This window comes from Paenibacillus sp. sgz302191 (genome assembly GCF_057749925.1).
Genome location: NZ_JBYLHY010000015.1, coordinates 111,039 through 136,325 on the forward strand (window position 1 = coordinate 111,039; position 25,287 = coordinate 136,325).

Annotated in this window: 25 protein-coding genes and 1 pseudogene; 7 read left to right on the top strand and 19 right to left on the bottom strand. The window is 54.2% G+C overall.

Annotated features, from left to right (window positions below):
* Positions 1-31 precede the first annotated feature (31 nt).
* Entirely contained in the window at positions 32-937 is a 906-nt protein-coding gene (locus AC3G2T_RS21750; RefSeq protein WP_488436869.1) for an AraC family transcriptional regulator, read from the bottom strand.
* Between the two features lie 266 nt (positions 938-1,203).
* On the opposite strand from AC3G2T_RS21750, the gene AC3G2T_RS21755 reads away from it, so the two are divergent.
* The 3 genes from AC3G2T_RS21755 to AC3G2T_RS21765 all read left to right on the top strand — a co-directional run bounded on the left by AC3G2T_RS21755 (position 1,204) and on the right by AC3G2T_RS21765 (position 3,252).
* Positions 1,204-2,013, top strand: coding sequence for an iron-containing alcohol dehydrogenase (locus AC3G2T_RS21755; RefSeq protein ID WP_488436870.1), 810 nt, complete (start codon positions 1,204-1,206; stop codon positions 2,011-2,013).
* The gene (locus AC3G2T_RS21760) at positions 1,983-2,348 is read left to right on the top strand and encodes a hypothetical protein (RefSeq protein WP_488436871.1); all 366 of its coding nucleotides are present in this window, start codon (positions 1,983-1,985) and stop codon (positions 2,346-2,348) included. The genes AC3G2T_RS21755 and AC3G2T_RS21760 overlap by 31 nt, the downstream gene beginning before the upstream one ends.
* Before the next feature lie 73 nt (positions 2,349-2,421).
* Positions 2,422-3,252: an SDR family NAD(P)-dependent oxidoreductase gene (locus AC3G2T_RS21765; protein ID WP_488436872.1), complete on the top strand. Its 831-nt coding sequence runs from the start codon at positions 2,422-2,424 to the stop codon at positions 3,250-3,252.
* 279 nt (positions 3,253-3,531) lie between these two features.
* Here the strand turns inward: AC3G2T_RS21765 and galU are convergent, their stop codons facing one another.
* From galU to AC3G2T_RS21785, 4 genes are read right to left on the bottom strand one after another with little or no spacing between them, the layout of a single operon-like run.
* Positions 3,532-4,440 (bottom strand): UTP--glucose-1-phosphate uridylyltransferase GalU, encoded by a 909-nt coding sequence (gene galU / locus AC3G2T_RS21770; RefSeq protein ID WP_474685404.1) that lies wholly within the window; start codon positions 4,438-4,440, stop codon positions 3,532-3,534.
* A complete protein-coding gene (locus AC3G2T_RS21775) occupies positions 4,437-4,853 on the bottom strand; it encodes a GtrA family protein (RefSeq protein ID WP_488436873.1) in 417 nt (138 codons plus the stop codon). The genes galU and AC3G2T_RS21775 overlap by 4 nt, the downstream gene beginning before the upstream one ends.
* 1 nt (position 4,854) lies before the next feature.
* Positions 4,855-5,823, bottom strand: coding sequence for a glycosyltransferase family 2 protein (locus AC3G2T_RS21780; protein ID WP_488436874.1), 969 nt, complete (start codon positions 5,821-5,823; stop codon positions 4,855-4,857).
* Positions 5,824-5,842: 19 nt separating this feature from the next.
* Positions 5,843-7,948 carry a glycosyltransferase family 39 protein gene (locus tag AC3G2T_RS21785; protein ID WP_488436875.1) on the bottom strand — a complete coding sequence of 702 codons (2,106 nt, stop codon included), beginning with the start codon at positions 7,946-7,948 and terminating at the stop codon, positions 5,843-5,845.
* 237 nt (positions 7,949-8,185) lie between these two features.
* On the opposite strand from AC3G2T_RS21785, the gene AC3G2T_RS21790 reads away from it, so the two are divergent.
* Complete coding sequence (locus AC3G2T_RS21790; RefSeq protein ID WP_488436876.1) at positions 8,186-9,079, top strand: FAD:protein FMN transferase; 894 nt, start codon at positions 8,186-8,188, stop codon at positions 9,077-9,079.
* A 928-nt stretch (positions 9,080-10,007) separates the two neighbouring features.
* Here the strand turns inward: AC3G2T_RS21790 and AC3G2T_RS21795 are convergent.
* The gene (locus tag AC3G2T_RS21795) at positions 10,008-10,589 is read right to left on the bottom strand and encodes a hypothetical protein (RefSeq protein WP_488436877.1); all 582 of its coding nucleotides are present in this window, start codon (positions 10,587-10,589) and stop codon (positions 10,008-10,010) included.
* A 210-nt stretch (positions 10,590-10,799) separates the two neighbouring features.
* On the opposite strand from AC3G2T_RS21795, the gene AC3G2T_RS21800 reads away from it, so the two are divergent.
* Positions 10,800-12,062 carry a BaiN/RdsA family NAD(P)/FAD-dependent oxidoreductase gene (locus tag AC3G2T_RS21800; RefSeq protein ID WP_488436878.1) on the top strand — a complete coding sequence of 421 codons (1,263 nt, stop codon included), beginning with the start codon at positions 10,800-10,802 and terminating at the stop codon, positions 12,060-12,062.
* Here the strand turns inward: AC3G2T_RS21800 and AC3G2T_RS21805 are convergent.
* The 4 genes from AC3G2T_RS21805 to AC3G2T_RS21820 form a co-directional block, all read right to left on the bottom strand.
* Entirely contained in the window at positions 12,036-12,221 is a 186-nt protein-coding gene (locus tag AC3G2T_RS21805) for a hypothetical protein (protein ID WP_488436879.1), read from the bottom strand. The two genes, AC3G2T_RS21800 and AC3G2T_RS21805, sit on opposite strands and share 27 nt — an antisense overlap.
* Before the next feature lie 5 nt (positions 12,222-12,226).
* Complete coding sequence (locus tag AC3G2T_RS21810) at positions 12,227-13,519, bottom strand: arsenic transporter (RefSeq protein ID WP_488436880.1); 1,293 nt, start codon at positions 13,517-13,519, stop codon at positions 12,227-12,229.
* 847 nt (positions 13,520-14,366) lie between these two features.
* The gene (locus AC3G2T_RS21815) at positions 14,367-14,786 is read right to left on the bottom strand and encodes a hypothetical protein (protein WP_488436881.1); all 420 of its coding nucleotides are present in this window, start codon (positions 14,784-14,786) and stop codon (positions 14,367-14,369) included.
* 60 nt (positions 14,787-14,846) lie between these two features.
* The gene (locus tag AC3G2T_RS21820; protein ID WP_488436882.1) at positions 14,847-15,653 is read right to left on the bottom strand and encodes an inositol monophosphatase family protein; all 807 of its coding nucleotides are present in this window, start codon (positions 15,651-15,653) and stop codon (positions 14,847-14,849) included.
* 170 nt (positions 15,654-15,823) lie between these two features.
* On the opposite strand from AC3G2T_RS21820, the gene AC3G2T_RS21825 reads away from it, so the two are divergent.
* Positions 15,824-16,789: an aldolase catalytic domain-containing protein gene (locus AC3G2T_RS21825; protein WP_474685416.1), complete on the top strand. Its 966-nt coding sequence runs from the start codon at positions 15,824-15,826 to the stop codon at positions 16,787-16,789.
* Positions 16,790-16,890: 101 nt separating this feature from the next.
* Here AC3G2T_RS21825 and AC3G2T_RS21830 read toward each other — a convergent pair whose 3' ends face one another.
* Positions 16,891-17,211 carry a hypothetical protein gene (locus tag AC3G2T_RS21830; protein ID WP_488436883.1) on the bottom strand — a complete coding sequence of 107 codons (321 nt, stop codon included), beginning with the start codon at positions 17,209-17,211 and terminating at the stop codon, positions 16,891-16,893.
* Between the two features lie 244 nt (positions 17,212-17,455).
* Between AC3G2T_RS21830 and AC3G2T_RS21835 the strand changes: the two genes are divergently transcribed.
* Positions 17,456-17,995 (top strand): hypothetical protein, encoded by a 540-nt coding sequence (locus AC3G2T_RS21835; protein ID WP_488436884.1) that lies wholly within the window; start codon positions 17,456-17,458, stop codon positions 17,993-17,995.
* An 84-nt stretch (positions 17,996-18,079) separates the two neighbouring features.
* Here AC3G2T_RS21835 and AC3G2T_RS21840 read toward each other — a convergent pair whose 3' ends face one another.
* From AC3G2T_RS21840 to AC3G2T_RS21875, 8 genes and pseudogenes are all read right to left on the bottom strand, one after another.
* Positions 18,080-18,625, bottom strand: a complete 546-nt coding sequence (locus AC3G2T_RS21840) for a glutathione peroxidase (protein ID WP_474685420.1) — start codon at positions 18,623-18,625, stop codon at positions 18,080-18,082.
* 82 nt (positions 18,626-18,707) lie between these two features.
* On the bottom strand, positions 18,708-20,018 hold the full coding sequence (locus AC3G2T_RS21845) for a PP2C family protein-serine/threonine phosphatase (protein WP_488436885.1): 1,311 nt from the start codon (positions 20,016-20,018) through the stop codon (positions 18,708-18,710).
* The gene (locus AC3G2T_RS21850) at positions 19,993-20,418 is read right to left on the bottom strand and encodes an ATP-binding protein (RefSeq protein ID WP_488436886.1); all 426 of its coding nucleotides are present in this window, start codon (positions 20,416-20,418) and stop codon (positions 19,993-19,995) included. The genes AC3G2T_RS21845 and AC3G2T_RS21850 overlap by 26 nt, the downstream gene beginning before the upstream one ends.
* Positions 20,419-20,426: 8 nt before the next feature.
* On the bottom strand, positions 20,427-20,768 hold the full coding sequence (locus tag AC3G2T_RS21855) for an STAS domain-containing protein (RefSeq protein WP_488436887.1): 342 nt from the start codon (positions 20,766-20,768) through the stop codon (positions 20,427-20,429).
* Positions 20,769-20,787: 19 nt separating this feature from the next.
* Positions 20,788-21,735, bottom strand: coding sequence for a chemotaxis protein CheW (locus AC3G2T_RS21860; protein ID WP_474685437.1), 948 nt, complete (start codon positions 21,733-21,735; stop codon positions 20,788-20,790).
* 33 nt (positions 21,736-21,768) lie between these two features.
* A pseudogene (locus tag AC3G2T_RS21865) lies at positions 21,769-22,062 on the bottom strand (ATP-binding protein); the annotation flags it as partial.
* Positions 21,966-23,405: a methyl-accepting chemotaxis protein gene (locus tag AC3G2T_RS21870; RefSeq protein ID WP_488436888.1), complete on the bottom strand. Its 1,440-nt coding sequence runs from the start codon at positions 23,403-23,405 to the stop codon at positions 21,966-21,968. The gene AC3G2T_RS21870 and the pseudogene AC3G2T_RS21865, both read right to left, overlap by 97 nt.
* A gap of 105 nt (positions 23,406-23,510) precedes the next feature.
* A complete protein-coding gene (locus tag AC3G2T_RS21875) occupies positions 23,511-25,250 on the bottom strand; it encodes a LuxR C-terminal-related transcriptional regulator (RefSeq protein WP_488436889.1) in 1,740 nt (579 codons plus the stop codon).
* Positions 25,251-25,287: the final 37 nt, after the last annotated feature.

Sequence of the window (25,287 nt, forward strand, 5' to 3'; positions counted from 1 at the left end):
ACATGTTACTTAAAAAGTCTTGGCTCTCAAATCACTCAGCTTTCATCCTTCTATACTCAGCGGGGCTAACGCCTAATTGCATTTTTATAAACTTCGTAAAGCTTGACGGTTGTTCAAATCCGAGTCTCCCCGCAATCAGATAAATGGGGTCCTTCGTCGTCACGAGCAATCGCTTAGCGATCTCCAGCATGTGCAATTTAATAAATTCCTGTGCCGTTTTCCCCGTTTCTTTCTTCAGCATATCCGAAAGATAGTTAGGGGAATACCCCATCGCCTGCGCAAGTCCCTTTACGCTGGGCATCCCCACTTTTTCAATCGTTTCCGTCGTGCACTGCTCCTGCAGCAGCCGCTCAAATTTGGCAACCGAATCTTTGACGACTGCCTTTCTCGTAATAAATTGTCTCCCGTAAAAGCGTTTGGCATAGTTCAGAAGCACTTCTAGATGCGACAGGAGCAGGTCGTTGCTGTAGGTGTCCAAATTTCCGCCGTATTCAACCTGAATATGGCTGACGATGCGATCGATAATTTCCTTTTCCTGATCCGAGAGATGCAAGGCTTCATTCGCCTCGTATTCAAAAAAGCTGTATTCCGGCATTTTGTGCCACAATGCGCTGCCTCTGATCAGATCCGGATGGAAGCAAAGCATCCAACCGCCCGTCTTTTCGTCGCTGTTCCGGTTCCCCTTAGCGAGAATTTGTCCCGGTGCCGCAAACATCAGGCTTCCTTCAAGGAAGTCGTAATATTTGCGTCCGTAAATCAGTTCGCACTCGGCATTGTTTTTCAAGGAAATCATATAGAAGTTCAGCTTGTACAACACCTTGTATTCGGAATCGCGAGGATTGATCGAATTGTAGTCGATCAGCGTGATCAATGGATGCCTTGGCTTGGGGCAGCCCAGTATGTCGTGCAGCACAGAGATCGATTCGATATTGATCATGCGCCCAGCCTCCCTGCAAGCAAAGCCGGTGCGGGCTTTGCCGATCGTCTTGTTTAAGTAAATGTCATTATACATCCGAATCGGCGTCCCATACATAGTCAAATCCACGATGAACTTGTGCCGATTACGGATTCAAGCCGATCAGTGATTCAGACAACATGTTCAGTAATCTGGATATGTAACCGCATAGGCTTTTCATTTATTGTACAGGATAGAAACACAAAAAATAAGACCGCCCCTTGGTCGAAAGAGGAGAAGGATGCAAGATGAAAGATTTTACATTCTACAACCCGACGAGAGTGGAGTTCGGAAAAGATAAAGAAAACCTAATCGGCAGCTACATGGCGCCCTACGGCATAAAGAAAGTGCTGCTGGTTTACGGCTCGGAGCGAATCAAAACGTCTGGCCTGTTCGACAGGGTTGCGAAATCGCTCGCCGATCACGGAATCAGCTTTGTCACCCTGGGCGGGATCAAAAGCAATCCGGTCATCAGCAAAGCGAGGGAAGGCGTACGCATCGCCAAGGAGAACGGCGTCGATGCCGTGCTCGCCGTGGGCGGCGGCTCCGTGCTCGATACAGCCAAGGTCATTGCCGCAGGAGCCGTATACGAGGGCGACGTTTGGGACTTGTGCAGCTACAAGAAATATCCGGATGCCGCGCTGAAAATTTTCGATATTTTGACCTTGTCGGCAACCGGCAGCGAAATGAACGCTTCCGCGGTCATTACCAACGAGGAAACGACGGAAAAGTTCGGCTTCTCCAGCCCGGCCGCTTTCCCGACTGTGTCGGTCATCAATCCGGTGCTTCAGGAAACGGTCACCCCGGAATATTTGGCTTACTCCGGCGTTGATATTTTGTCCCACTGCATGGATTTATATTTTACCGCCGCCTACATTCCAGAAATGACGGCGAATCATATCGAGAACATCATCAGAACGGTCATTCGAACCACGGACGCCTTGTTGAAGAATCCGAGGGACTATGAAGCCAGAAGCGAATTTGCTTGGGCTGCGGCGCAAGCCTTGAATAGAACCACCTTGCCGGGGTGGAGGGGAATCGCTACGACACCCACTTGATCGAGCATTCCCTATCGGCCCTGTACGATGTGCCTCATGGCGCCGGTCTCGCCGTCGTTTACCCGGCATGGATGAATTGGCATCTTGCCATGAACCCGACAAGATATGAACGATTCGCACGCCATATCTTCGGCCTGCAAACAGCCGAAGAAGGCATCGGGGCGTTAATGAACTGGTTTGTCAGCATTGGCGCTCCGGTCAAGCTAGAGCAAGTTCATATCACAAAGGACAAGATCGAAGAGATTGCCTCCCATATTTATCGAACCATTGAAATGGCCCGGATGCAATCCCTTTATCCGAAAGAAACGATTGTCGAACTGCTGAATCGAATGTAATCAGTTTCTCGAAGCATGAAGCCCCTTCCAAGGGGTTTTCATGCTTTAGCAAACGAGGGAGGTCGCTAGCGAAATGAACAAAGGCTGGTCAAAGGACGATATTCCCGATTTGTCGGGCAAAGTTGCCGTGATTACGGGTGCAAATAGCGGAATCGGATTCGAAACGGCATCCGTGTTGGCAGAAAAAAATGCCACGGTTATTCTGGCTGTCCGCAATACGGATAAGGGCCAAGCTGCAGGTATAATGAATACTCCTTATCGGCTAACCAAGGATGGTTTTGAATCCCAGTTTGGAAGCAACCATCTGGGGCATTTTGCATTAACCGGATTATTGCTGCCCCGGTTGGTTGCCGCTCCATCCTCAAGAGTGGTCACTTTAAGCAGTTTAGCCGCTCACAATGCCAAAATCGATTTCGATAATCTCGACGGTTCCAAGGGATATAGCAGCTGGAAATTTTACGGTCAGAGCAAGCTGGCCAATCTGCTCTTTGCCAGAGCCTTGCATAGCAAGCTCAGCAGGAACGGGACGAAGACAAAGAGTATCGCTTGCCATCCAGGATTCTCGAATACGAATCTTACTTCTTTTGGTTCGGGAAAGCGTCCCAATGCTGTGATGCGTCTAATGTCCTTTTTCATGACACAGCCGGCGAACATGGGCGCGTTGCCCTCGTTATACAGCTCCACATCCTCCCACCTAAACGGAGGGGAGTATATTGGCCCTGACGGAAAAGGAGGCAGGAAAGGCTATCCCAAAAGCGATCCTATCATCGAGAAACTGTATACCCCTTTGGTAGCTGAAAGCCTCTGGGATGTCTCAGAGAAATTAACCGGAGTTATCTTTAACTTCGATTCATACGTGGCATGCGTTAATCTCCCATTTCATGCACAGAGCGGAATGCTCTGAAGTTCAAAACATCCGGCTCTTAAGCATATCTGTATAAAACAATCAAGCACGACTGAAACTTCGATTTTGTTCTTCAGTACCTTATTTTTGAAATCAGCGCCGTCCATCGTGAGCGTCGTGAATACAAAGGATTTCTACGTATCTATTCGTTGCATTCCTATTACGCACTCCACATGCATCGAGTGTGTACTTAAGCTCCAATCTGCAGATTTAGCATCGAAGCCTCAACCTTAACGTTCATCGGGAATAAGATTATGTTCTTGTCACCTGACACCTGTTTTAAACGGCCCGTATGGAAGGCGGCTCATTGCCCAGCTCCCTTTTTAACAGGAGATCCATGTAGGCCAGCATTTGCGCGCGAAGCTCCTCCCGCTGCAATCCGAGTTCCATCGTCGCTTTCAAATACCCGAACTTGTCGCCGATATCGTAGCGGTCGCCCTTCATCTCCAGCGCCAGAAGCCCTTCCAGCCGGCAAATCTCGCGCAAAGCGTCGGTCAGTTGGTACTCGTTGCCCGCTCCTCTTTCGATCCGCTTCAGCGCCTGGAAGATGCTCGGTTTCAAAATGTACCGTCCCATGATCGCCATATTGGAGGGAGCTTTGTTAGGCGCAGGCTTTTCGATCAGGTCCGTCACCTGGAAGGTCCGGTTTTGCTGCCTTGATGTCGCGATCACGCCATATTTGCTCACTTCCGACTGCGGCACCGGCTGCACGCCAACAATTTGCTTGTATGTGGATTCGTACAGATCGATCATTTCCGTAAGCGCGCAGGAATCTTTCGAGAGAATGTCGTCTCCCAGCAGCACCGCAAACGGCTCATTGCCGATAAAAGACTCCGCGCACAAAATTGCATGCCCCAATCCAAGCGGCTCCTTTTGCCGGATATAATGGATGTTCGCCATGCCCGAGATGTTCTGGATTTCGCGGAGCGTCTCCAGCTTTCCTTTCTCGAACAGCGCCTGCTCCAGCTCAACCGTTTTGTCGAAATGGTCTTCGATCGACTTCTTGTTGCGCCCGGTCACGATGAGAATGTTCTCGATACCGGCGCGCACCGCTTCTTCAACAATGTATTGAATGGCCGGCTTATCGACGATCGGCAGCATTTCTTTGGGCTGCGCCTTCGTGGCCGGCAAAATTCTTGTTCCTAATCCGGCTGCCGGAATTACGGCTTTTTTAATTTTCTTCATCATATACCACTCCTTTTCGTCGCAGGGGGCGGCTGGCTGAATACCCAGAAGCGGCTCCCCATATAGTTGACTATCATTCCTAAAGCGCTCACGCACAATTTACTGCTCCACACCGGCCATCCCGCATGCTGTCCAAGCCAGGCCATCAATGCCGAAGTCATTAACAGGACTACGCCGTTCACGCCGACGAATTTGAGAAATTCGCTGCGGCTCCGCGAAGGCCCCCTGTCTTTTGCAAACGTCCACGCCCGATTCATCAAATAACTGTTGATCACACCGCTGGAATACGATACGGCCTGAGCCGCCAAATACGGCCATCCCCACAAAGTAAGGAGAGTAAACACTCCAAAATCAATCGCCGTATTTACGCCTCCCGTCATAGCGAACTTCACGAATTGCGCCACATTTTTGCTCATATCAGATGACGCTCTTGATGCGGCGTTCTTTTTTTTTCATTCCGTAGCAATCGCGCACAATGTATAAAGGCCGGCCTTTGGCTTCGTCGTAAATGCGGCCGGTATATTCGCCCAGAACGCCCAGCATGATCAAAATAAAGCCGCTGAAAATCAGTTGAATGATCGCGATGGCGTTCCATCCGGGTACGGCCGCGCTGGTGAACAGTTTGAGATAGAAGACGACGAGCATGTAGATCAGACCCGAAACCGAGAGCAAGCCTCCCAAATAACTCGCTAATTTCAAAGGTTTATAGGAAAAGGAAGTGATTCCGTCCAGGCACAGCTTGAGCATTTTCCTCAGCGGGTATTTCGTTTCTCCCGCCAGGCGCTCGTCGCGCACGTATTCGACGGCCGTTTGTTTAAAACCGACCCAGCTAACGAGCCCGCGGACAAAACGGTTTTTCTCCGTCAGGCGGCGCATTTCCTCGCATACTTTACGGTCCATCAGGCGGAAATCGCCGGTATCGACCGGGATCGCGATCTCCGTGGACGCCCGCAGAATCCGGTAAAACATGTGAGCCGTCTGCTTTTTGAAAAAGGTTTCGCCCTTGCGTTTCGTCCGCTTGGCGTAGACGACGTCGTAGCCTTGCTTCCATTTGGCAATCATCTCCAGAATCAACTCCGGAGGGTCCTGGAGATCGGCGTCGATCACGACGACGGCATCTCCGCCGGCGTAATCCACGCCCGCCGTAATCGCGATCTGGTGACCGAAGTTGCGGGAAAAATTGATCAGCTTGACCCGCTCATCCAGGTCGCTGAAGCCTTTGATAATCGCCGCCGTCTCGTCGCGGCTTCCGTCGTTGACGAACAGCAGCTCGTACGAATCGCCGGTCATATCCATCACTTCCCTCAAGCGCCGGTACGTCTCATGAATGACAGCCTCCTCGTTGAATACGGGAATTACAATCGAATAGCGTACATATGCCGTCATATCGGTTTCCTCCTTCGGTTTATTGAGTAATTTCATACAGTGTCGAGTTGCCATCTCTTCCGCCCATTCCCATCGGACCGCCGCGCCCGCCATCCTGGTTTTGCGACGACGTTGCCGATTGCCACTCCGACGATGGAATTTCCTTGCTGTGTTCTTTAATCCAGGTAATGACTTCCGAGTTTCCTTTCTCGCCGCCGAATCCGCCGAATCCACCGGACGATAACAGGAAGTATTTGATTTCTTTGTTCGCAACCATTTGCTTTAATTTATCTACCGTCAAAATCGGGTCGGAACCCGAAAAGCCCCCCATAGCCATGACCGGCTTGCCGGTCTGAATAATATACGGCGACGCCGAAGTGGCGCTGGATACCGCGAACAGGTACTTCTCGCCGGTATTGTTTTTGGTTACGTAGTCCAGCAGCTTGGTGTTGACCTGCTCGTTCATACCGCCGCCCATCCGGCCCATACCGCCGCTTCTCATCAAGCTGGGCCCCGCCTCGGGCAGCATGCTGTTGCCGCCGTACAGAAGCGGTGTTGCCGCCCAGAACAGAGGCGCCGCGAGCAGCGACAGCAATCCGAGCATGGCTGCGGTGTGCGCCAGCTGTTCTTTTTTGGCGGCGATGAGCAGCAGCAGGGTCATGATGACACCCGCGGCGCCGACTCCAGCCGCCCAACTGTAACCGATTTGCGCATTGTAAGGGTAAATAATGTACACTTCAAAAGCCGTCGTTCCCACAATCGCCGCCGGCAGCAGCCATGTTTGCCAGCCCGCTCTGTCGCGGTAGCGGTGCCACAGCTCCACCCAACCGGCTCCGGCAAGCGCCGCGATCGGCGCAGCCAGCATGATCAAATAATATTGATGGAAGAAGCCGGCGATACTGAAAAATCCCATAGCCGGCAGCAGCCAGGACAGCCAGAACAACGTTTCCTGCTGCTTGTGAGTAAGCGGCGTTCTTCTGCGGATGCCTGCCAGCAGCGCAAGAGCGCCAATGGCTGCAAAAGGAATCAGCCAGCTGATTTGACCGGACAGCGCCGATTGGAACAGGCGCAGCGGCCCGGCTTGGCCGGTGTTGAACGCGCCTCCGCCTCCGCCGCCCGGACCGCCGGGGCCTCCCGGGCCGCCTCCGCCGCCGGGGAAGCCTTGGCCGCCGAAGTTCGGCATCTGCCCGTTCGGCGCACCGCCGTCCGGCATGCCGCCGTTCTGGCCGCCGCCGCTAGCCATGCCGCCGTTGCGGTCTGCGGCCGCTTCGCTGTTCGGCGCGCCGCCGTCCTGCGAACGGCCCTCGCCGTTCGGCATTTGCATCTGGCCGCCGCCTCCGCCGCCAGGCCCTCCCTTCATGCCCGTCAAACGCGACACGCCGTTATAGCCAAAAGCAAGCTCCAGCACCGAGTTCGTTTGGCTGCTGCCCATATACGGGCGCTTGTCTTGCGGGATCGAGTCCACGACTACCGCCCAGGATAAAGATACGGCCGCCAAAACTATGGATGACGCGGCCAGTACGCTCAGTTTTTTCTTCCAGTTCACCTTGGCCGCGATCAGATAAAAGAAATAAAAAGCGGGCACTACCATGTAAGCTTGCAGCATTTTGATATTAAACCCGACACCGACGGCAGCGAACGCTGCGATCACCCAGCCCCACTGCTGTCTGCGAATGCCCCGGAACAGCATCCAGGTTGCCGATACCAATGTGAATACAAGCAAGCTGTCCACATTGTTCGTTCTGCTGACTGCCGCCGCAATCGGCGTACAAGCAAAGACCAGACTCGCCAGCCGCGCCGCCGTACGGCCGAAACTCGGCTTCACGATCGCGTAGATGAGCAGCACCGACCCGACGCCCGCCAGAGCTTGCGGCAGAATCACGCTCCAGCCGTGCAGCCCGAAGATGTAAGCGCTGAGCGTCTGCACCCAGAACGTCACCGGCGGCTTATCCACCGTTACATAACCGCCCGGATCAAAAGAAGCAAAGAAAAAATTATGAAAGCTTTGCAGCATGCTGGTGACAGCCGAAGTGTAGTAGGCATTCACCGTTTTATCCGTCCAGATGTTATACATGTTAAGGAAAGCAGCCAGCAACGCGATCAAAATAAGGCTGATATCCACTTGTTGATATCGTTTTGTTTTCATATTCGGTCGTTCACCCCTTGATTGATTTCCCTTTACACCTAACACTTTAATCACCGTTGCTGAATCCTAGCTGAAAGCCCCCTGAGTTTTTAGTGAAAGCTTTCTGAGCCTATGCTGAAATGGTTGGAACAGGAAACATTCAGTGATTTTTCAGCAAACAATCAAGTTCATCTCAGCTGTCGATTTTATACTAAATACATCATTCAAGAGGCAGTACATGAAAAGAGGGGAAGCATTATGGAACTTATCACAGAGTCCTTCCATCCGTTTCGCTTTCAGGCCATGCAAGTGGACGTAGAGCTGCTGCTCAGGTGCGAAGATAAGGATGCTCTCGTCGTCGAGAAGCTTGCCGTGGATTGGTTCCGAAGCGCAGAAAAACGCTTCAGCCGCAATTTGGCCGATAGCGAAATCAGCTTGTTAAATACGTTGGCCGGCGAAAGCTGTATGGTTTCGAACACGATGTTGGAAGTACTTTTTTTGGCAGAGGCTTATCAAACGGCGACCGAGGGCGGGTTTTTCCCCCTGCTTAACAGCGGCGAGGCCCAAACGGCCAACTCCAAAAAGCCGGCACTGCTCTGGAAAATGGATCCCGTTCAGAAGTCCATTACGCTTCCCGAGCATTCCACCATCGATCTGGGGGGCATCGAAACGAGCTGGTCCGTGAAAAAAATGGCCGAGTACATGCAGACCGGCATGGAACTGAAACAAGGCCTCATTCTCGCCGGAGGCAGTCTGACCGCATGGGGAAGAGCCCTGCGCCAGCTTGACCCATGGATCATCGGCATTCAGAACCCGTGGAACGGCAATATGAAGGTGGGCGGCGTCGCTCTGCCCCAAGGAGCTTTGTCCACGTACAGCAAATATGAAAACCCCGTGCCCGGCGACAGCGACGTGGAGCAATGCACGGTCATCGGCCAGGATGTCATCGAATGCCATGTATGGGCCAAAGCGATCTGCACACTGGGCATCGAGGCAGGTCTTGCGCTGCTATCGGAGCGCACAACGATGTGCGAGGCCATCCTGATTTCGACCAACAGGCAAATCCACTACTTCGGCAAAAAGGAATCGCTCGGCAAAACCTGGCTGGATATGAGCATCGATCATTATCATTTCAGACAGGAGGCTTCCTGAGCGAGCAGGGGCCCGGTGGCTTTGGCGCGCGGGGTCCAGGCTCTGGCGAGCGGAGTCCAGGGCTTTGGCGAGCGAGGCCCGGGGCTTTGGCGCGCGGGGCCCGGGGCTTTGGCGAGCCTGAGAAGCCCGCGATTGTCAGATCGCCCGAGAAAGTCGCGGCACTTTGTTAGGGATAGGGGAACCAGAGGGGCTCCGCTTAGCGGGAGAGCCTGCTTTTCCCCAACGGTGCCTCTCCGGTGTGGGTCGTGGAACCGCACAACTGGGCAGGAGGCAGCTTTGTAAGGAGAAAACCTGCGAAAGTGCAGGTTTTTTCTGTGAAATCGGCTAATTTTGGCGAAATACCTGCAAAAGTACAGGAATTTTCGCTGGAAGTGAGTCTGCGTCCATAAGTTCGGATGAAAAGCCTGCACTTTTGCAGGAATTGTTCGCGACCAGCGACCAAGGACGCAAATTCATGTATTTTTGCAGGTTTTCTTCGTGCAGCCAGGCAGATTTCTGCGCGATTGCCGGCAATTGCCGGCTGCTGCCTGCGAACCCCGCCCCTTGACGGGAGGCCGATGCAGGGGCAAGCCACGATTCCGCGCGGAGCCAAAACATTTCTGCGCAATTGCCGGCTGCTGCCTGCGAACCCCGCCCCTTGGCGGGGGGCCGATGCAGAGGCAAGCCACGATTCCGCGCAGAACCAAAACATTTCTGCGCAATTGCCGGCTGCTGCCTGCGAACCCCGCCCCTTGGCGGGGGGCCGATGCAGAGGCAAGCCACGATTCCGCGCGGAGCCAAAACATTCCTGCGCGATTGCCGGCTGCTGCATGCGAGCCCCGCCCCTTGGCGGGGGACCAATGCAGGGGCAAGCCACGATTCCGCGCGGAGCCAAAACAAAAGCGGCCCTGGAGTTTTACGCTCCAAAGGCCGCCGGTTTTTTTGCGGATTAAGCCTGCACGTTCAGGACGGAGGCTGTCTCCGATGCAGCGTCCGCTTTGCCTAAGCTGTAGGCTTTTTTCAAAAGCTCCTGCAAACTGTTGGTAGAGCTGCTGCTGCTGCTCGTACTGCTTGAGGTGCTGTCGTCATCATCGTCATCATCGCTTTTCAGCGTCTGAAGAATCGACTGGAGCGAGTCATCCTCCTTGGAGGAGGCTCCTTGAGGTCCGCCGGCGCCGCCGGGTCCTCCTGGCCCGCCTGGCCCGCCTGGTCCCCCACCCGGAGGCATGCCCCCAGGAGGAGGTCCCATAGGCTTTTTGCCCGAGGATATCGATGCTGCAATAGAAGACGTATCCCCTGTATCTATGGAAGTAACTTCTTCTCCGGTCCCGGAAGAATCGGAAGAAGAATTTTGTAACTGTGCGTAAAGCTGCAAAGCTGCGGAGCTCAACTCCACGGAGTCGGCGGAATTGCTTGAGCTGGAACTGCTGCTGCTTTCGGACGTGCTGCATGAACTTCCGCTTTCCGAGCTGGCGGAAGTTTGCAAAGATTGCCTGTACAAATAACTGACGGTTGAACTGGAAATGTTCATTGGCGAGTCCTCCTCATCGAATTTGGGTCGTGCCTGAATGTCGTATGTATTCTCCATCGCTCCAGCATCAACGTACCAAATCCAGATGAACATCGCATGAACGTAAAATGAAAGTTTCCTGAAACACTTCCGGCCTTCATCGGGCGTTTGTTTTGAACTGCCGCGCTCCCGTGCTATTATGGAAGAAATAATCGTGTAGGGGCTTTTGCAATGAACTATGATGTGATTGTTATCGGCGGCGGATCAGCCGGATTGATGGCAGGTATTGCCGCCAGTGCCGGCGGCGCGAAAGTATTGCTTGTGGATAAAGGGGACAAGCTGGGTCGCAAGCTCGGCATCTCCGGCGGCGGAAGATGCAACGTGACGAACAATAAGGATATGGATGAGCTGATCCGGCATATTCCGGGCAACGGACGCTTTTTGCACAGCGCGTTCTCCCGGTTCGGCAACCGCGATATTATCGCGTTCTTTGAAAATTTGGGCATCCGCTTGAAAGAGGAAGACAACGGACGCATGTTTCCGGTCACGGACAAAGCCAAAACGGTCGTCGATGCGCTCGTGAATCAAGTCCGCAAGCAAGGCGTGGATATCCGCACGAACAGTCCGGTCGCCAAGGTGCTGTACGAAGACGGACATGTCCGCGGCATCCGTACGCGCAGTGGCGAAACGTTCCGCAGCCGCTCCGTCATCGTCGCTTCCGGCGGCTGCTCCGTGCCGCACACCGGCTCGACGGGCGACGGCTACGAATGGGCGAAGGATGCCGGGCACACCATTACGGAGCTGTTTCCGACCGAGGTCCCTTTGACCTCGAAGGAGCCTTTCATCCGCAGCCGGGAGCTGCAGGGCCTTGCCCTGCGGGACGCGGCTTTGTCGGTATGGAACGCGAAGGGCAAAGCCGTCATCACCCATCGCGGCGATCTTTTGTTTACCCACTTCGGCTTATCCGGCCCGATTGCCCTGCGCTGCAGCCAGTTCGTCGTCAAAGAGCTGGCCAAGTCCGAACGGAAAGAAGTGCTGCTGACGATCGACCTTTTTCCGGATCGGAGCATGGACGAAGTGTACGGCGAAAGCCTGGATCTTGCCAAAGCGGAGGCCAAAAAAGCGATCAAGAACGTGCTGAAAAGCCTCGTATCCGAGCGGCTGATTCCGCTTTTGCTGGACAAAGCCGGCCTGGACGGGCAGTTGACCTTCGACCATATTCCGAAGCAGAACTGGCTGGAGCTGAGCAAGCTGCTGAAAGCTTTTCCCGTGTCCGTTCACGGCACACTTTCTCTGGAGGAAGCTTTCGTCACAGGCGGCGGCGTCCACCTCAAAGAAATCGATCCGCGGACGATGCAGTCCAAGCTCATGGGCGGGCTGTTTTTCTGCGGGGAAATTCTAGATATTCACGGCTACACCGGGGGCTACAACATCACGGCTGCTTTTGCGACGGGCTATACGGCGGGCCTAAGCGCAGCTGCGCTGGAACTGTAGGTCCTCTTCTCTCCCCAATTTGTAAAACTCGCACTGCTGCGCTTCGTAGACACTGCGCCAAAAACGGATAGCCGGCTCGTTCGCGGCCAGCTGTCCGCAGCAGCAGCGGCCGGGATACAGCCGGAAAAGCTTGGCCGCCGCGGCGGTGCCGATTCTCATCCACCTCAATGAATCCATTTGAGCCATAAATAAAGTCCTGTAAGCGTCACAAACAAGGTTGGAACGGTCAGTACGAAGCCGATTTTAAAATAGTACCCCCACGTAATCTTCACGTCCTTGCGGGACAAAATATGCAGCCACAACAGCGTGGCCAGGGAGCCGATCGGGGTGATTTTCGGCCCGAGGTCGGTGCCGATGACGTTGGCGTAAATCAGCGCCTCGCGCATGATTCCTTCGGTCTGCGTGCCGTGAATGGCGAGCGCGTCGATCATAAGAGTAGGCAGATTGTTCATGATCGAGGACAATACCGCCGCAAGGAAACCCATGCCCAGCGTTCCCGCGTACAAGCCGTAATCCGCCGAAGCCTGAATCAGCTTGCCAAGCAGGTCCGTTAGTCCCGCGTTTTTGAGCCCATATACGACCACATACATGCCGATAGAAAAAACGACGATCGTCCAGGGCGCTTCCTTGACGATTTTGCGGACATTCACGGTCTTGCTCCGTCCGGCGGCAATCAGGAAAAACAGCGTCGCCAGGCCGGTGATCATGCTGACGGGAATCTTGATAAACTCGCTGGCAAAAAAACCCGCCAGCATAATGCCGAGAATGATCCACGCCAAGCGGAACAAGCGCATGTCTTTGATCGCCTCGCGCGGCTGCTTGAGCGCGGACACATCGATTTGCCGCGGCATTCGCTTGCGGTAGACGAGGTACAGCATCAGCAGGCTGGCTCCAATCGAGAACAGGTTCGGCACGAGCATGCGCGATGCGTATTCTCCAAAACCGATGCCGAAATAGTCCGCAGACACAATATTCGTCAAATTGCTGACGGTGAGCGGCAGCGACGCCGTATCGGCGATAAATCCGCCCGCCATAATAAAAGGCAGCACCATCGCCTGCTCGAACTTCAGCGCGCGCACCACCGCGAGAACAATCGGCGTCAATATGAGCGCCGCCCCGTCATTCGCGAACAGCCCCGATACAGCTGCGCCGAGCAGGACCGCGTATACGAACATGCGTCTTCCGCTGCCCTTTGCCAGACGTGCCATATGCAGCGCCGCCCACTCGAAAAAGCCGATCTCATCGAGCAGCAGCGAGTTCAAAATGATCGCGACAAACGCCAGCGTGGCATTCCACACAATACCGGTAACTTCGATTACATTGTGCCAGGTCACTACACCAAGCAAAAGCGCCAGCAGCGCCCCTCCCGACGCCGTCCAGCCGATTCCGAGCCCTCTGGGCTGCCAAATCACCAAAGCAATGGTTACCGCAAACAACAAACAAGCTAAAACAATCATATTTCCCCCAAAATTCGACAATATAGCCGGCCTTTCAGCACAGCGATACTATCCATTGTAAAACAAACTGCATAAAACCGAAACACTCGAAAAAAGCGTACCGGCCCGCTTTGTTGAACCGCTTCTGCAAAGGAATTCCCGCTCGCTTTCACCGTTCCGCATGGGGGATACGTGCAGCCGCGGCAGTTTTCGCACTGCGCACTGCGCACAGCTCCAGCATGCAGCGTTGCGCTGCATGACGGCAGCCGGGCAACTCGACGGCCGCAGCAGATCTTCTCTAACCCGCACCTCTCCTGCACGGGTTGCGGCGCTGAAATAGGGGACACAAGGCGGCTTGACTGGAAGAAAACCTGCAAAAGTGCAGGTTTTCCCCGTGAAAGTGGTCCATTTTGGCGAAAAGCCTGCGAAAGTGCAGGAATTTTCGATGAAAATGGATCTGAGCCCATGTTCGCGGCGAAAAGCTTGCACAATTGCAGGAATATTTCGATTGCAGCGTATCAACCGAGCAAAAACTGTACTTTTGCAGGTTTTCTTCGCGCAACCAGAGCCAGATGAGAATGTGCGATACCGGCTCTAGCGTGCGCGTGCGGCTTTCCCAAAAGCCTGACTCGACCGACCGCCCTCATGCAGCACACCACCACCGCACGGTGGGTGGTGCTGCGCACGGTGTGGTGCTGCGCACGCTGGGTAGTGCTTCGCACGCTGGGGGCTGGGCGCGCTAGGAGCTGCGCAACCATCGGCAAACATCGCCGGCCCAATCACCGCCGCTCCAAAAATAGGCTTGCCCCGCACAACAAAAACGCCCCCACGAAACGATCGTGGGGGCGCCCTCCCGGCGGCGCCTTCCTCAAAAGCGGATTCCCGCGCTGAAGCGGTTGTAGTCGTCCGCGGACGGGTCGAAGGCGGCCTCGTCGTCGGTCGGCACCGCGTCCGCCGCTGCCGGGCCGTTTTGCTCCGCATAGCCTTCGGGCCAATCTTCATTCACCGTATGCGCCGGAATGCGGATCGAATTCTCCAGGTCGTAGGCCATCGCATAAGTGTCCCCTTCGGACCTGCTTTGCTGGCGCTCGACCAGTTTGCCCCCGTGCGCTTGGGCAACTTCCAATGCTGACGTAAGCTCCTGGTCGTCGATATGAATGTGCAAAGTCGGCCGCTCGGTCTCAGGAAGCAATTCGGGCTCGTAGCCAAGCTCTTCCAGCGTATCAAGCGCCAGAAGCGCATCTCGTTCCTGCGCAAATTCGAAAAAAATCGGAGTAGAACTGTTCATGTCCGGCATCCTTTCTGCATCCAAATTGTAAAGTCTGCCACTAGCTTCTGCAATCTCGTCCTATTCTATAACTTCCTGCACGATACGCAGCAGCTCATCGTGGTATTCGGGCGCTGCCGCGACCAGATAAGGCGTCGGCGTCTCCCCGCCGGTGACCGGATTTCCGGCGAAATCCGTAACCTTGACCCCTGCTTCCAGGGCAAGCAGCAGCCCCGCGTACAAATCCTCGCCTTCGGAGTTGTACAGCACGATCCCGTGCAGGTCGCCTCTGGCGAGCATGCCCCAGGTCAGCGACGGCGCCCATACGCGCAGCACTCTTTTGAGCCGCTGTTCCAGCGTATGCCTGAGCTTCAGCGCCAGGACGTCGTCCTTGCCGACGATGTGGCCCTGAATCCACGAAATCGTGGATTTGACCAAAGCTCCCCGGGGCTTCGCCTCCAGCCTCGCATCCTTCAGCCAAGCTCCCCCGCCGCGGATCGCCGAATACGTCTGCCGGAGCGCAGAATCGTGCACGACGCCGACGGTGATTTGTCCCCGGAAGCTTAGCGAGATCGAAACGCCGTAGAGCGGAATGCCAAGCGCAAAATTGTTCGTGCCGTCCAGCGGATCGACATGCCAGACCCAATCGCTGTCGGCGCCGCCAGCCCCCGCTTCTTCGCTGAATATACGGTGATTCGGAAAATGCCGTCCGATTTCCTCCACGATCAGCTTGTCCGCCATAATGTCGACTTCCGTGACCAGATCTCCCCGGCTGTCTTTATGCCGGATATCCAGTTTGCCGCCAAATCGTTCTCTCGCCAGCTCGCCTGCCTGCCGGGCGGCTTTTACGGCAACTTCTTGCGCCAATGTCCGAATATCGAGATTCACCCGGGCACCTCCTGTTCTTTTACACAAACTTTATACCCTATAAACGCAGGCGCGGCGGGAAAGTTGCTTTGGCATGCGGCATCTGTTCATTGACAAGCATGCGGAAGATAAGTCATAATATAGCAAAATCAGATCCGATATTTTGACAAGCGGGAAGGGGTATACAGAGCATGGTCAAGCATCATCAACACAAAATTTTGGACTGCACGATTCGCGACGGCGGTCTGGTCAACGATTGGGATTTTAGCGTAGAGTTTGTCAAAGACATGTATCGCGGTTTGAGCGCAGCCGGCGTCGAATATATGGAAATCGGCTACAAAAACTCGGAAAAACTGCTGAAAGGCGGGGCTTCCGGTCCTTGGAGATTTTTGAACGAATCGTTTCTGAGAGACGTGATTACGCAAAAAACCGACACCAAGCTTTCCGCCCTTGTGGATATCGGCCGTGTCGATGAGAAAGATATTTTGCCTCGCGAAGACAGTCTGCTGGACTTGATCCGCGTCGCTTGCTACATCAAAGATGTAGATAAAGGTCTTGAGCTCGTTCAAAAATTCCACGACATGGGCTACGAAACGTCGCTGAACATCATGGCGCTTTCGCATGTCATGGAAAACGAACTCGTGGAAGCTTTCGAAGAAATCAACAAAAGCCCGGTTGACGTCGTCTATATCGTAGACTCCTACGGCAGCATGAATTACAAGGACATCGACTACCTCGTGGCGAAATTCCAGCGCTTACTGCCTGAAAAAGAGCTCGGCCTGCACATGCACAACAATTTGCAGCTTGCTTTCTCCAACACGATCATGGGGGCGGACAAAGGCGTTGCCTTCCTGGATTCCTCCGTGTACGGAATGGGCCGCGCCGCCGGCAACTGCACCACCGAGCTGCTGCTCAGCCATTTGAAAAACCCGCGCTACGACGTGCGTCCGGTGCTGGAAATTATCGAGAAGCACATGATCGCCATGCGTCAAAAATGGGATTGGGGCTACCTCATTCCATACATGATCGTCGGCGCGCTGGATGAGCATCCGCGCACTGCGATGGCGCACCTGAACAGCCCGGACAGAGACAAGTTCGTAGATTTCTACGATAAGTTGACTTCCCCGGAAACTGTGCCTGTAGCTCACAAAGAATAATTTAAGCGCACGACGCCAACACCCCTTGGTCCCGGCCGAAGAGATCCGTTCTCTCTGCCGTGCCAAGGGGTGTTTTTGCTTGCCGGATAACGGTGCGAACGTTATTTTACCAGTCTCGCCCCTACGATATGGTTCTCCGCAAACCGCCGGTCGATTAAAAACACGAACTCATCGTCTTTTTGGCCGGAAGGTATTTTTCTGTAGGCTTCGATATATTCGTCGTCGACCAACTTTGTGCATGCTTCATCGGCGTAAATGTTGCCGGCCTCTATTCTTCTAATCGCCTCGATCAACGTATCTTTCGATGTAAGAAACCCGTTGATTTCCGCATACACTTTTCCTGTGGCATCATGATCCTCGAGCATGATCACAACTTTTTGCAGCGGTCCGGCAAACGCTTTTCTTCTGGGAGAAAGGCTCATACGCAGCGCTCCTTTACGTTCATCTTTAACAGCCATTGCAGATCTTGCTGCTATTTTATGTGGCAAATGCTGCATATGAACTAGGCCGATGCAGGGCAACATCATTGGGATGGCGCTTTCGACAAAATCATTCAAAAAAAAATTGGTCTTTATACCACTCAACCTGTCCAATCGTAGAGTAATAGACAAACATAGTATAAATCATGCCGAAAGAGGCATAACCTAGTATGGAGGCGATATTTATATGGCTCTTGCTTTACAAGCTTTTACAACGACAACCAACACGCAGGTAATTGCCGACACCGCAGCTCCTCCGGGAACTCTTCCTACGGCGGCCGTTGCGACTCTCCCGTCACTTCTGTCCCCGGCGGTTAACGGAAGCACCGCTTATATTTGGTCTCCCAATAATGTTCCGGGACAAACCGTTACCTTGCGGAGCACCTTCGTCATCCCTGGACTGCCTATTCTTGCCGTAGCTTTGCCAGTAAGCGTGTTTTATGCTTTTGCGGCCAATGAAACGGCATTCGTAAGCGCAACGCTGCAAATCTTAAATATTCTTGGCATCATCGTACTGACCGTTCCTTTATTTACTGCAGCGAATGGCGGGAATGAGCAGAATGTGGCGACAGCTTCCGCAGATGCACTGCTTGCTGCAGGCGTGCTAGTAGGCAATACGGCGCAGATTGTCGTAGATGCGAGCATTACAGCGCCGACGCAAACCGGATATGGTCCGGTCGATCTCGGAAGATATCTCGGCGAAATTATCGTCCGCGACATCGTATAAGACGTCAAAAAGCCCCTTAAGTTAAGGGGCTTTCTTATTTATGAGGCCCAATCGGGAAACGGGAGCGCCTCCCGGAATAACCGTTTACAGCAGCGCTTCGATAGCAGGCCCGACGTCCTTAGGATCGACAGGCGGTTCGAAGCGATCGACGACACGCCCGTCGCGGTCCACTAAAAACTTCGTAAAGTTCCACTTGATCTCGTTATCGAGAAGCTGCTCGGGCATTTTCTCGGCGAACATCGAATGCAGCATTTTGCCTGACGGCTGGCTCTGATCGAACCCTTTGAACGGCGCCTGCTCCGTCAAGTAAGCAAACAGCGGGTGCTTCCCTTCCCCGCGGACTTCCAGCTTTTCAAAAAGCGGAAACGTTACGCCATAATTCAGTTGGCAAAATACATGTACGTCCTCGTTCGCTGCCGGCTCCTGCCCCCCGAACTGGTTGCAAGGAAAACCGAGAATGACGAAGTCTTGTTCCCGGTACTTCTCATACAGCTTTTGCAAATCGGAATATTGCGAGGTAAAACCGCATTTGCTCGCCGTATTCACGATCAGCACAACTTTCCCCTTATATTGCTCCAACCGGACATCAGTGCCGCGAATGCTTTTGGCTTCATATTCGTGAACGCTCATCCCCATCATCTCCCACGGTTCGTCATTTAAATTTTATGCAATTTAATTTTACAAAACCTAAATAAGATTGTCAAATTCCCCGTTATAAATCGGCCCCCACCATGCACACGTCATCCGGATTCGGGCAATCTTTCCCTTTGATTTGCAGCATCTGCTCCAGAAATAACGGCAATGAGACCTCTGTACCGGCTCTCAGCATCGCCTTCAGCTCCTCCTGCTTGAGCTTCATGGATACGCCCGGGGATTCGATCAAGCCGTCCGTATACAGCACCAGGCGAGCCGGGCCGGCATAATGCAGCGTCTGCTTCATCGGCTGAAGCTCCGGTATCAGGCCGATAGGAACGCAGGTTGATCCAAGCTCCTTGACCTCCTTGTCCGCAACTACCACAAACCCCGAGGTGTGGCCGGCATTAATGTATTCCAAGCATTTGCGTTCCGTATCGATCACTGTGTAAAGCGCTGTAAAAAAGAAATGCTTGGGACTGCTCGCGGCGCGGAACAACTTGTACATGTGGACGTTCAGCTCTTTGATGACGATCTCGGGCTCTTTGCATTTGCGGATAATTCCTTCCAGCAGCGAGCGGATCGACATGCTGATCAGCGACGATGCTACCCCGCTGCCCATGACATCGATAATAATAATGCCGTAGCGATGGTCGTCGAGCTGATACCACGCATACATATCTCCCCCGAGATAGTGGGAAGGCGCGTATTTGCCTAGAATCGATATGGCATCGTTCCGAAGCGGCGGGCTGAGCACGCTTTGCTGCACGAGTGTGGCAAGCTCCAAATCTTTCTTGCGCACTTCTTCCGCCGCTTTTTGCCCGGTCATATCCAGAAGGATGCCTTTGATCATCAGCAGGTTGCCGCTGTCGTCGAACTCCGAGTACATTCTGGAATCGACCCATTTGATGGCGCCGCTGGCATGTATAATGCGAAAGCTGCACACATAAGGGGCCTTGCCCGCCGAACGGATAGCTTCCGGACTGAGCAGGGGAACGTCATCGGGGTAGATCAGCTCAAGCCAGAAATCGGGATTTTTCACAAAAGTTTCGTACGGATAGCCGTGCAGCCTTTCGGACGACGGAGATACCGCCACGATCTTCTGCCGGGAAATGTCATAAGAATAAAGATGGGCATCGATATTTCCCAGTATTTCTTCCAGCGGAATCTCCATATGCGACCGTTTGCGGCTGCCCGGCGGCTGTGCCGCCGGTTCGAATCTTACGAACGCGAGAATGAGAACAAACAGAACAATTTGAATGACCGCATGATATAACGATTCCATCGGGATGAAGAAGCACAATGCCAAAAGCAAGAGCGATACCTTCGCCGTCAGCCGGTATTTCCCCCCATCGCCGGACAGTTTAAAAATCGGAGTCTGTTTCAACATCGCAATCTCCTCTGTTCATTCTCATCCATAGGGCGGTATAAGCCCGCTGATGATACAACCCCACCTCGTCCATGATGCCTTGAATCAGAACTAGCCCCCGGCCGCGGCCGCTCCGGTTAGGCGCGTATCCGGCAGGGAGCCCGAAGCCGCTGTATTTGGGCTGAATGACGCTGATTTCGAGCTGCTCCCGGTCCAACAGCCACTGCACGACAAAAGACCGCGCGGACGCCAAACCGCCATACTCCCAAGCGTTCATACACGCCTCTTCCGTGGCCAGCTTCAGGAGGGCCGCCCTGGTGCCCGTTATATTGGCGGCAGCGGCCATTTCTGCGGAAATTTGCATAGCCGTCAAAATCTCTTCTTTGCTGCCGATCGCCAAACGCTTGCAGACCTGCGCCAAGGATACGATCATCCTTTCCCATTGCCGTAATAGGCACGCGCCTCCTCGAGGCTGGCAAAGATGTTCATGAACGTCTCGAAACGGACGATCGCCAAAATTTCCGCAACCGCCGCACGCACGCCGGAAATAACGAGCTCCTTGCCCCGGCTTTCCGCCGAGAGCGCCGCATCGGCGATGACGCCCAACGCCGCGCTATTCAGGTAGGCTGCGCCGTATAAATCCACGATGAGCTTGTCGCCGCTTCCTTCGGCCAGCCTGTTGACGGCGGCGCGGAAGTCATCGACATTTTTAAGCGTGATATCCTGCTGCCAAATGAGCAGTTCAATTCCATCCACCGTTTCGATTCTCATCTGCAGGCCAGTCCTTTCTTTATGCAAAAGCATGAGACTCATGACGCTCCAACCGCTGCAGCGATACGATTCGTTCCAACTTCAACAGCATGACAAAGCGGCCTTCCCGCTCGTAGACAAGATCGATAATATCGCGTTCCGGATCTGTCAGTTCCTTCGGTATAGGGCCAAGCTCCTCCCGGCGGATTTTGATAACCTCCGTCACCGCGTCCACGCGAATGCCAAATTCCGTTCCGTGCATCTCCACCACGACGATGCGGGTTTTGTCCGTTTGGGCAAGGGGCGGCAGCCGGAAAAAAGATCGCAGATCCCATACCGGCATAGTCTGGCCGCGCAGCTTGATAATGCCGAGCATATGATCGGACGAGGCAACGACCCGTGTTATATAAGGAACGGTAATAATTTCTTTGACTTGTTGAATATCCAGCGCATACTGGCCTTCCTCCACCTTGAACGTGACCAACTGCCGTTCTTCCCGTTGACCGTCTTCTCCAGGCAGAAGCTCGGATGGGCCTGACACCGGAATCGAGCCCTCTTCCCGGACGAGAGAGCCTACATCGAGTATCAGCGCCACATTCCCGTTGCCGAGAATCGTAGAGCCGGAAATGAAGGGAACGTTGCCTATGTAAGCGCCGAGCGATTTGATTACGATCTCCTGGTTGCCCACAAGACCGTCCACCGCCACGCATACCCGCTTGTCGGCTACGCCAAGCATGACGACGAACAACCGCTTCGGGGTTGCGGAGGATGAATGCTGAATGCCGAGCTTCCGGTGGAGCCGCACGAGCGGGAATACCGCCCCGCGGATTAGGCACACCTCCTGGCCCTGGAGACGGCGGATATCGCCCGGCGAAAGCCGCAAAATTTCAATCACGTTGACAAGCGGCACGGCAAAAGTCTGATTGTGCAGTTTAATCAGGAGAGAACGGATGATGGCAAGCGTCAGCGGCAGCTTGATCGTGAACACGGTGCCGCCCCCGAGAGTCGTGTCGATCCCGATGACGCCGTTCAGCTTTTCGATTTGCGAGCGTACGATGTCCATGCCTACGCCGCGTCCGGATATGTCCGTGACCGAAGCCGCCGTCGAGAAACCGGAATGAAAAATGAGAAATACGAGCTCCCGGTCCGTCATCCGGGCTGCGTCCTCTTCGGTGATAAAGCCTTTTTTGACGGCTGAGCTTTTAATTTTTTGCGGGTCTATGCCGCGCCCGTCGTCGGCAATCGTAATGACGATCTGATTTTCCTGATGGGCGGCTTTGAGCGTAATTCGCCCTTTGGCCGGCTTGCCGAGCTGAAGCCGTTCCGCCGGTCCTTCCAGCCCGTGGTCGGCCGCATTGCGCAAAATGTGCAAAATCGGATCGCCCAGTGCATCCCGCTGATGATCTGGCCGATCTGCTTCGTAGCCGAAGAGCTCCGCTCGGCCAGCTTGCGCACTTCATCGGCCACTACGGCGAATCCGCGGCCCTGCTCGCCCGCCCTGGCCGCTTCGATGGCCGCATTCAACGCCAGCAAATTCGTCTGCTCGGCAATTTCATCGATCACCTCGATAATGTCCCCGATCTTGATCGAGTCCTCCTTGAGCAGGGACATCTGCCTGTTCAACTGCTGTATCCCGTCCATCGAAGCCTGGACGACTTTGCCGCCCTGTTCCGCCCCCACTCGCGTATTATTGGACAGCTCGGAAGCCGTCTCCGCGCTTCGCGCTACGGATTCGATCGCCCGGGACAAATCCTTGAACAGCTCGTTGATCGTCTGTGCCGCAGACGCCTGCGTTGTCGTTCCGCCGGCAATTTCTTGCGAACTGGCGGAAATTTGCTCGGAAGCCGCCGCCAGACTTTGCGCCGAAGTCATAATATCGCCGATCAGCCTGCGCAGCTTTTCCGTCGTTTCGTTCAGCGAGGCTCCCAATTGACCCATTTCGTCTCTGGAGCGCACCTCCACCTGCTCCCGCAAGTCGCCGGATGCGATTTTACGCAGCGAGGCGACAAGCTTTTGGACCGCGCTCGCTACCGATTGCGAAATCATCAGCGCCAGGACGATGGCGATAATACTTGCGGCCGCAACGAGAATAATAACGATGGTTCGTCCCTGAAGATAACTGTCTACCGAAGCGTCAATAGAAGCGACAGCCCCGTTATTGTTCAGATCTACGTTTTTGTTCAACATCTCCGAAGCTTTCGTTATATCCGCGATGGCAATCCGCAGCAGCTCGTTAGCCCGCGTGACGTTATTGTCCTTGCTCGCCTGAATGATGCCGGGTATTTGATCGGTATACGCATTCCAGCTTTTCACAAATTCATTGTAATAGCCCCGCTCTTCCGGCGACGTAATCGTCGGCTCGTACTCGCGTTGAATCGCCTTTTGCAGCTCCAGATTGTCGCTTATCGTCTTCTCCGCTTTGGCCCTGCCGGCGGCATCGTTATCCACAATATACCGGAGCATCCATCCCCTGGTGTCCAGAACGTTCTCTTTCATTTTGGAAAGCGTCACAATGCTCGGCATATACGAATCTTTCACATCTCCGGCCTTGTTGCCCATGGCGTTCATCCCCACAATAGAGGTGATTCCCGTTGCAATCAAAAGCACAATAACCGCTAAAAAGCTAGATAACAGCTTGAAACGAATCGTGAATCTCATTCTGGTTTCCTCCCTCATCTTTATAGCTTCTATTTTGAGGTGAAAACCATGCTTCGGAACATCCCCTGCAGCTCCTGTTTTGGGCCTTATGTACTATTAACAGGTCTAGGAATAATTTCCTAACGCCTGAAAATATTTCGCCAGCGCCTGCGGCCTGTCGGCGACTTCGAGCTTTTCATATATTTTGGTCATATGATTTTTGACGGTATGGGCGCTTATAAAAAGGACTTTGGCTATCTCTGTGTTGTTCAGGCCCTGCACCGCCAAATCAAGCACTTCCGCCTCCCGGGAGGTCAGCTTGCCGTAAAAACGGCGGGACGAGCCCGCCTCGGCCTGCGCCGGAAGCCCGTCTGCCGGCAGCTTATCGGCGAGGCCTGGGCTTTCCGCATAGGAATTTGTTCCTATGCACTCCTTGGCGCCGGCCTCTTTGGGCCCGCTTCCCATCATATGAACCAGCAGGCTGCCGGCCATATGGAAAAAGTAGAGCACTTCTTTGACATCGTGCCCTTGCTCAAAAGCAGCCGCAAGCGCGCCAAACGGTTCCCCCCGCACGACCAAGGGGAGTTCAAGCAGCTCCGTGCCCCGCCAGCGGCTCGTTATCGTTTTGCGGAAAGCGGACATGGTGCCGCGTTCGGCGATCATTTCGGCAAATGCTTTTGTCAGCTGCCCCTCATCGCCGTCCAGCGCGTACACGATTGTATTTTGCTGCTGAAAAGCGACAAATTTCGCATCCGTGTCACGAAAAATCGTCTCCACGATCCATTTGTATGCGGTCTTATGCTCATGAACGTCAATCAATCCTTGCGAAAGCTCCAGCAGAGCTCGCTCCTGGTACCGCTTCTTGTCCATTTCCTTCTGCATGTGGCTGTAGTGGATTTCGGAGGCCATTTGCCCGGCCAAAATGCCGCCCATATCGGCCAATTCCTCCGACATGCCGGAACCGCCCGCGGCGCTGCCGCCAAACAGCAGCCCGTACAGCCGCCCGTTATACTTGACGGGATAGCAAATGATGAATCGCGGAGCCAAGCCCCGCCACGTGAAAATCGAAGCCCTGGGATCTTCCGCAATATCCTCCCAGTATCCCATAATCTGCGTCAAAGCCACTTGCCCCAGCAGCCCCTCGCCCATATAAAAATGAGCCCCTTGCAGCCGCTTATGATCCGTATCGGTGCCGGACGTCTCGGCAACGACGTACTGCTCGCCCCCGGATTTCACCGCAAATCCGGCGAACTGCAGCTCGGTGATTTTCACGAAAATATCCAGTATACTGCGCAGCCAGGCATCGTCCCGGCCATTCAAAAGACTCAGCACGCGAAGCAGCTGAAGCCGGTTGGCATGCGCTTTCACCCTGTCCCTCGTCTCGAACATGTCGCTGATCATATCCGTCATGACGACCAGCTTCTCCAGCGCGCCTTCCACTTCGGGAGCGGACAAGGACGGGGCCTCCTCCACAGCTTGCTCCCACAGCTCTTTGTTGGCCGCAGCGGCGGATTCGGTGACTATGCGCTTGACAAGCTCCTTGTTCCGCGCATCCAGCCAGGCGCCGGCAAGCAAAAAACAAACCGCCCGTTCCTGCACGAGAACAGGCGCCACAATAATTTTGATGCCGTCCTCGCTTTCATACACGATCGGTCTTTGCACCGTTTGCACACGTTCCATCGTATCGTCCAGAGCCTTGTTTTTCATAATTAAAGGAGCCTCCCATAACATTCTGGGAAGCTGAATCGGTCCGGAAGGCTCCGTCATATTGCGGCCGGCCGGATCAATCAAAATGAGCGTCAATCCGCATAAAGATGCATAAGCATCCTGCAGATGTTGCAGCTTGCATGCCTGATTCGTCGTCACTGTCAGCGCCTCTCTTTTATATTCTCTACCCTACAAA

Excerpts from the sequence above, each read along its gene's own strand:
- AC3G2T_RS21775 (WP_488436873.1), bottom strand. The coding sequence starts at position 4,853 with ATGAGCAAAAATGTGGCGCAATTCGTGAAGTTCGCTATGACGGGAGGC.
- AC3G2T_RS21795 (WP_488436877.1), bottom strand. The coding sequence starts at position 10,589 with ATGAACATTTCCAGTTCAACCGTCAGTTATTTGTACAGGCAATCTTTG.
- AC3G2T_RS21840 (WP_474685420.1), bottom strand. The coding sequence starts at position 18,625 with ATGAGCGTTCACGAATATGAAGCCAAAAGCATTCGCGGCACTGATGTC.
- AC3G2T_RS21830 (WP_488436883.1), bottom strand. The coding sequence starts at position 17,211 with ATGAGCCTTTCTCCCAGAAGAAAAGCGTTTGCCGGACCGCTGCAAAAA.
- AC3G2T_RS21790 (WP_488436876.1), top strand. The coding sequence starts at position 8,186 with ATGGAACTTATCACAGAGTCCTTCCATCCGTTTCGCTTTCAGGCCATG.
- galU (WP_474685404.1), bottom strand. The coding sequence starts at position 4,440 with ATGATGAAGAAAATTAAAAAAGCCGTAATTCCGGCAGCCGGATTAGGA.
- AC3G2T_RS21810 (WP_488436880.1), bottom strand. The coding sequence starts at position 13,519 with ATGATTGTTTTAGCTTGTTTGTTGTTTGCGGTAACCATTGCTTTGGTG.
- AC3G2T_RS21845 (WP_488436885.1), bottom strand. The coding sequence starts at position 20,018 with ATGTTGAAACAGACTCCGATTTTTAAACTGTCCGGCGATGGGGGGAAA.
- AC3G2T_RS21825 (WP_474685416.1), top strand. The coding sequence starts at position 15,824 with ATGGTCAAGCATCATCAACACAAAATTTTGGACTGCACGATTCGCGAC.
- AC3G2T_RS21835 (WP_488436884.1), top strand. The coding sequence starts at position 17,456 with ATGGCTCTTGCTTTACAAGCTTTTACAACGACAACCAACACGCAGGTA.
- AC3G2T_RS21855 (WP_488436887.1), bottom strand. The coding sequence starts at position 20,768 with ATGAGAATCGAAACGGTGGATGGAATTGAACTGCTCATTTGGCAGCAG.
- AC3G2T_RS21800 (WP_488436878.1), top strand. The coding sequence starts at position 10,800 with ATGAACTATGATGTGATTGTTATCGGCGGCGGATCAGCCGGATTGATG.
- AC3G2T_RS21750 (WP_488436869.1), bottom strand. The coding sequence starts at position 937 with ATGATCAATATCGAATCGATCTCTGTGCTGCACGACATACTGGGCTGC.
- AC3G2T_RS21815 (WP_488436881.1), bottom strand. The coding sequence starts at position 14,786 with ATGAACAGTTCTACTCCGATTTTTTTCGAATTTGCGCAGGAACGAGAT.
- AC3G2T_RS21765 (WP_488436872.1), top strand. The coding sequence starts at position 2,422 with ATGAACAAAGGCTGGTCAAAGGACGATATTCCCGATTTGTCGGGCAAA.
- AC3G2T_RS21785 (WP_488436875.1), bottom strand. The coding sequence starts at position 7,948 with ATGAAAACAAAACGATATCAACAAGTGGATATCAGCCTTATTTTGATC.
- AC3G2T_RS21870 (WP_488436888.1), bottom strand. The coding sequence starts at position 23,405 with ATGAGATTCACGATTCGTTTCAAGCTGTTATCTAGCTTTTTAGCGGTT.
- AC3G2T_RS21805 (WP_488436879.1), bottom strand. The coding sequence starts at position 12,221 with ATGAGAATCGGCACCGCCGCGGCGGCCAAGCTTTTCCGGCTGTATCCC.
- AC3G2T_RS21780 (WP_488436874.1), bottom strand. The coding sequence starts at position 5,823 with ATGACGGCATATGTACGCTATTCGATTGTAATTCCCGTATTCAACGAG.
- AC3G2T_RS21755 (WP_488436870.1), top strand. The coding sequence starts at position 1,204 with ATGAAAGATTTTACATTCTACAACCCGACGAGAGTGGAGTTCGGAAAA.